The 1,647-nt window shown below is 56.3% G+C and carries 2 pseudogenes; both read left to right on the forward strand.

The window, feature by feature from the left end:
• Positions 1–851, forward strand: a pseudogene (gene rpoB, locus ACQKP4_RS29015) (DNA-directed RNA polymerase subunit beta); the annotation flags it as partial.
• 64 nt (positions 852–915) lie between these two features.
• Positions 916–1,551 (forward strand): annotated as a pseudogene (locus tag ACQKP4_RS29020) (DNA-directed RNA polymerase subunit beta'); the annotation flags it as partial.
• Positions 1,552–1,647 lie beyond the last annotated feature (96 nt).

The raw sequence follows: 1,647 nt of genomic DNA on the forward strand, positions 1-1,647 counted from the left end.
GGCAACCTGCCCTATCAACTGGTCAAGGCCAATCCGGCCGAAGGCAAAGGCGCGACTCCGTGATCATGCCGGTTGAAGACATGCCGCACGATGCCAATGGCACCCCGGTCGACGTTGTCCTCAACCCGTTGGGCGTACCGTCGCGTATGAACGTTGGTCAGATCCTTGAAACCCACCTTGGCCTCGCGGCCAAAGGCCTGGGCGAGAAGATCAACCGGATGATCGAAGAGCAGCGTAAAGTTGCTGAGCTTCGTACCTTCCTGGACGAGATCTACAACCAGATCGGCGGTCGTAACGAAGATCTGGATAGCTTCTCCGACCAGGAAATCCTGGATCTGGCGAAGAACCTGCGTGGCGGCGTTCCAATGGCCACTCCAGTGTTCGACGGCGCCAAGGAAAGCGAAATCAAGGCCATGCTGAAACTGGCAGACCTGCCAGAAAGCGGCCAGATGCAGCTGACCGACGGCCGTACGGGCAACAAGTTCGAGCGCCCGGTTACTGTTGGCTACATGTACATGCTGAAGCTGAACCACTTGGTAGACGACAAGATGCACGCTCGTTCTACCGGTTCGTACAGCCTGGTTACCCAGCAGCCGCTGGGTGGTAAGGCACAGTTCGGTGGTCAGCGTTTCGGGGAGATGGAGGTCTGGGCACTGGAAGCATACGGTGCCGCTTACACTCTGCAAGAAATGCTCACAGTGAAGTCGGACGATGTGAACGGCCGTACCAAGATGTACAAAAACATCGTGGATGGCGATCACCGTATGGAGCCGGGCATGCCCGAGTCCTTCAACGTGTTGATCAAGGAAATTCGTTCCCTCGGCATCGATATCGATCTGGAAACCGAATAACACGTGACGCGAATCGAGAGCGGGGCAGGATTGCCCGCTCTCTGCTCCGCCAGGAGGAAAGGCCTTGAAAGACCTACTGAATTTGCTGAAAAACCAGGGTCAAGTCGAAGAGTTCGACGCCATCCGTATTGGATTGGCATCGCCTGAGATGATCCGTTCGTGGTCGTTCGGCGAAGTTAAAAAGCCGGAAACCATCAACTACCGTACGTTCAAACCTGAGCGTGACGGCCTGTTCTGCGCCAAGATCTTTGGCCCGGTAAAGGATTACGAGTGCCTGTGCGGTAAGTACAAGCGCTTGAAACATCGTGGCGTGATCTGCGAGAAGTGCGGCGTTGAAGTCGCGCTGGCTAAAGTTCGTCGTGAGCGCATGGCGCACATCGAACTGGCTTCGCCGGTTGCCCACATCTGGTTCCTGAAATCGCTGCCGTCGCGTATCGGCTTGCTGATGGACATGACCCTGCGTGATATCGAACGCGTTCTCTACTTCGAGAGCTATGTCGTTATCGATCCAGGCATGACCACCCTTGAGAAAGGTCAGCTGCTGAACGATGAGCAGTACTTCGAAGCGCTGGAAGAGTTCGGCGACGATTTCGATGCCCGCATGGGTGCCGAAGCTGTCCGTGAACTGCTGCACGCTATCGACCTGGAACACGAGATTGGCCGTCTGCGCGAAGAAATTCCGCAAACCAACTCCGAAACCACACCCGGCCGCCATCACCGCCCTGCAAGAAAAGATTGCCAGTCATCGCTTGCGGCTCGAGGACGATTTTGACGCCCTCGACCTGAAGCGAAGGCC

Origin of the sequence: Pseudomonas sp. NPDC086278 (assembly GCF_050280905.1) — a bacterium.
GTDB lineage: Bacteria > Pseudomonadota > Gammaproteobacteria > Pseudomonadales > Pseudomonadaceae > Aquipseudomonas.